This is a genomic window from Actinomadura sp. CNU-125 (assembly GCF_001942465.1).
In the GTDB taxonomy this organism is placed as follows: domain Bacteria; phylum Actinomycetota; class Actinomycetes; order Streptosporangiales; family Streptosporangiaceae; genus Spirillospora.
In genome coordinates this window covers 1-3899 of the sequence record NZ_MKJY01000382.1, presented here as the reverse complement: position 1 = coordinate 3899, position 3899 = coordinate 1, and the positions used below count along the sequence as shown (strand labels likewise).

At 78.5% G+C, this 3899-nt stretch carries 4 protein-coding genes and 1 pseudogene; 2 read left to right on the top strand and 3 right to left on the bottom strand.

Annotation, left to right across the window (positions count from 1 at the left end):
• The 3 genes and pseudogenes from BJF79_RS34245 to BJF79_RS62925 all read right to left on the bottom strand — a co-directional run.
• A pseudogene (locus BJF79_RS34245) lies at positions 1 to 1401 on the bottom strand (hypothetical protein); the annotation flags it as partial.
• Between the two features lie 2 nt (positions 1402 to 1403).
• Positions 1404 to 1730: a hypothetical protein gene (locus tag BJF79_RS62930; RefSeq protein WP_083734453.1), complete on the bottom strand. Its 327-nt coding sequence runs from the start codon at positions 1728 to 1730 to the stop codon at positions 1404 to 1406.
• Between the two features lie 94 nt (positions 1731 to 1824).
• Positions 1825 to 3363, bottom strand: a complete 1539-nt coding sequence (locus tag BJF79_RS62925) for a TRAFAC clade GTPase domain-containing protein (protein ID WP_262402975.1) — start codon at positions 3361 to 3363, stop codon at positions 1825 to 1827.
• A gap of 23 nt (positions 3364 to 3386) precedes the next feature.
• Here BJF79_RS62925 and BJF79_RS34235 point away from each other — a divergent pair, with 23 nt between their 5' ends.
• A complete protein-coding gene (locus BJF79_RS34235; RefSeq protein WP_075903672.1) occupies positions 3387 to 3674 on the top strand; it encodes a hypothetical protein in 288 nt (95 codons plus the stop codon).
• Between the two features lie 2 nt (positions 3675 to 3676).
• The coding region (locus BJF79_RS34230; RefSeq protein ID WP_262402974.1) for a hypothetical protein at positions 3677 to 3899 on the top strand (223 nt) is incomplete at its 3' end.

Genomic DNA, 3899 nt, shown 5'->3' with positions numbered 1-3899 from the left:
TCGTCCGCGCCGACCGGCACCCCGGCCCGCAGCGCGACGGCGGCCACGGCCGCGACCTCGGCCAGGTCCGGCGCCGCCGCGAGGGCGCCGGGGACCCGGTCGCCCAGCTCCGCGTGCGCCGCCGTGTCCGTCGGCGCCGTGTCCCTTGGCGCGGTGTCCGTCGGCGCGGTGTCGGCTGGCGTCGTGTCCGTCGGCGCGGTGTCCGGTACCGGCGGCGACTCGTCGCGCGGCGCGGCGGGGAGGTGGTCGCGGGCCGCCGGGTCGGACAGGGCCAGCATGGCCACGCGCAGTTCGCACCGCCGGGCGAGGTCGGCGAGACCGGCCGCGTCGCCGCCGCGCGCGAGCGACGGCCAGGTCCAGGCCCATGGACGCGACGACCGGCGCGAGCTCCCGCCACGCCCAGTCGGGCAGCGCGGGGCGCCGCGCCGCGAGGAGTCCGGCGAACGCGCGCTCCTCGGCGGCCGTCACCGTCGCGTCCGTGCGGCAGAGCGCGAGGAGGACGGCGGCGGACTCGCTCCCGAGGCCGTCGGTTTCGGCGAGTTCGGCGAGCGCGTCCAGGCCCGCGAAGTCCGCGTCGCGCCAGCATCCGGTGACGGCGCGGGCGAACCGCGACGGCGGCGCGCCCCCGGGGTCCACGCCGTCCGGGAGGCCGGTGCGCAGGTCGACGGCGAGGGCGTGGGACGCGTGGTGCCGCACGTCCGCCCACACGTCGGGCGTCGTGCCCACGAGGTGCTGGGCGGCGCGCTGCGGATCGGCGCTGTAGGTGACGAACGTCAGCCGTTCGGCGGCCGCGAGGGGCAGCGAGTACGACACCAGCGCGATCCAGCGGGCGATCGTCTCGACGTCGGCGGCGACGAGCACCACCCGGCCGTCGCCCGCCGCGATCCGTTCGCCGACCGCGCGCACGAGGGAACCGAGCGTCCCGAACGGGTCGGCGGGGCCGGACGCGGGGAGCCAGCGGGCGAGGTCCTCGGGGGCGAGCGCGTCGCCGGGCGGCAGCTCGTCGAGTTCGTCGAGGCGGCCGTCGACGACGCCGGGCACCTTCCACAGCGGCGACCGCCACAGCTCCGCCGGGCGCACCCCTTCGAGTTCCTCGGGTTCGGCGATCACGGCGTGCGCGAAGAAGTTGCCGTAGCGTCCCGAGTAGTCCCGCCCCAGGTAGCGGCACCGGACCAGGACGGGACGGCCGTCGACCCGGTCGTACAGCAGCGAGACGGGGAACAGGTCGAGTTCGGCGTCGCCCGGTTCGGCCGGGGCCTGCGGCGGCGGACGGTACGTCAGGTGCGGCAGCACCCCGGCGCGTGCGCCGTCGGGCGGCCCGGGGGTCTCGGCGACGAACTGGAATCCGGACCGTCCGGTCGGGCCGCGCCGCACGGACGTGTAATGCAGCTGCCACGCCATCGTCACTCGCCTTCCGGACGGACGCCGTCGAGGATCCCGAACCGGTACAGCAGCCACAGGAGGGGGTCTTCGGCGCGATGCGGGCGGACGCCGCCCGCGCCGACCCGCCCGTCCGCGGGGACGCCGCCGAGGGCGGAGAGCGCGAAGAACGCGTGGTCGGCGTACTGCTGTTCGAGGTAGGTGTCGAGCTGCGCGGCCTGCCAGTCGTGCAGCAGCGCCCGCACCTGCTCGTGCACGGCGTCGCGGTCGTCGAGGTCGAGGACGCCCGCGCCGGAGCGCGTCCGGTGCAGCGCCGACTGGCGCAGCAGGCCGGGGCGCAGCGCGTCCATCTTGGTGAGGGCGACGGCGACCGGGACGGGCAGCGGCTCGCCGGGCCGGGCGCGTGCGCGCCGCGCAGCGTGTCGGTGACGCGGGCGATGACGTTCAGCGGCTCGCTGTCGGGGTCCTCGCCGGGGACGCGCGGCACGGGCACGGCGTCGCGCAGCCCGGCGGGCGCGGCAGTTCCAGCGGGTCCACCAGGAAGATCACCGCGTCGGCGGCCTCCAGGTACCGCAGGTGCAGGTCGGTGACCTCGCGGCTGCGCAGGTCCTCCCCGGCGGTGTCGAACAGGACGAGCGCGAGCGAGTCGTTGCGGGCCCGTGCGAACCGGCTCCGGCGGGTGCGGGTCAGCAGGTAGACGAGGGGCTCGCGGGGGCTCGTCGCGGCGGACGCGGTCGTCGGCAGCAGCCGCCGTTCCTCCAGCAGCGGCCGCGCGAAGTCCCGTTTGTACCGTTCGATCGTCCGGTCGTCGCAGGCCACGAGGGACGCGTCGAGTTCCGTCCCCACCCGGTTCATCAGCTCGTGCAGCAGCACCGCGATGTAGGTGCTCTTGCCCGCGTTCTTCGCCCCGACCAGCGCGACGATCCGGCCCGGCGAGTCGCAGTACGCCGACGGCAGCGGGTTGTGGCACTGCGGGCACACCCGGTTCCCGGTCGGCCGGCCGCAGCCGGGGCAGTCGGCGTGCCCCGACCGCCCGGTGCGGCGGCCGGGCGCGTCGAACACCGGCGGCAGCGACGCGCCCGCGGTCGACCCGGTGTACGCGGCGAGCGCCTCGTCCGGGGGGTCGGGCGCGCACCCCTGCTGCCGTCCCGCCCGGCCCCGGCACCGGAACGGGATCCGCTGCGGCGCGACGGACGCGAAGCAGTGCGGGCACGTCACGTCCCGCCGCCCGCCCGGCAGCCCGGCCCGCGACAGCCCGGCCCGCGACAGCCCGGCCCGCGACAGCGCCGCCCGCGGCGACGGCGGCCCGCTCACCGCCGCACCCGCAGCCGGTCGACCGGCGGATTCGGCCAGCTCGACGTCGTCGTCGCCGGTGAAGCAGCGCAGCCAGTACGGCCCGGCGGCGTCCGGCGCGGGCGCCGACAGCTCCCCGGGGACCGGCACCTGCTCCCACGCCCGCAGCGTCTCCCCGTCGCCCGCGCGGTGCGGCATCACCCGTCCCGCGCGCAGCACGAGCGACAGCCGTGCCACCCGCACCGGACGCGACGCGGTCAGCCGGATCGTCAGCGACCGCCGCCACGGCGGCCCCGACCGGACGACGTCGTAGTGCACGACCGTGCGCGCCGCGACGACCGCCGACACCGGCGGCCCCGTCGTGCGGACGCCGCCGACCGACCCGGCCGACGCGAGCGTCACCTCCACGGCGGCGTCCTCGGGCGCGGGCACCCGGATGCCGCCGTGCGCGTCGTAGGCGGCGCGGCTCACCGCCCCGCGCCCCGGCTCCGCGCCCGCCACCCGGTACGCCAGGTCGACCTCCGCGACGTCGGGCGGCCAGTCGAACCCCAGATGGACGTGCCCGCCGCGCCGTTCGGCGACCACCCGGCGGGGCGGCGGCAGGTTCACGTGCCGGTGCGCGGCGCCGATCGCGGCGGTGCCCTCGGCGACCGTCACCGCGATCAGCCAGCCGCCCGACCCGGGCCGCACCGCGAGCCGTCCCTCCGCCCGGCGTGCCGCCCGCCGTCTCCGGCACCCGCCGCGTGTCCCGCCGGACCTCCTCCAGCGGGACGAGCGCGCTGCGCGGCCACGGCGGCTCGCCGTCCGCCAGCACCAGCTCCACCCGGCCGTTCGCGGGCGGCGCGAACCGGACCCGCACCAGCCCCGGGTCGCCCGGATCGGGTTCGGCGGCCAGCTCCAGCACCGGGTCGGGCGGCGCGCTCGGCGTCACCGACGCCCGCACGCCCGGCGTGACGACCTCGCGCCCGTCCCCGTCCAGGTACACGGCGCTGATCCGGTAGGTGTGCGCGCGCCCGTTCGGCACGCGCTCGCCGAACCCGTCGCGGCCCGCGGACACGACCGTCCCGTCCCGGACGACCTCCACCCGCGCCGCCTCCGCCGGGGCCCGCCACCGGCCGGTGACGCGCCCGTCGCCCGGCAGCAGCTCCACCGCGGACGGCTCGGGCCGCACGAACACCGGCCCCGCGACCGCCGCCGCGGCCGCCGCCTCGCCCCGCACCGCGACG

What these genes read in the sequence shown, in the direction of transcription:
- BJF79_RS62930 (WP_083734453.1), bottom strand. Translation starts at nt 1,730, where the DNA reads ATGGACGCGCTGCGCCCCGGCCTGCTGCGCCAGTCGGCGCTGCACCGG.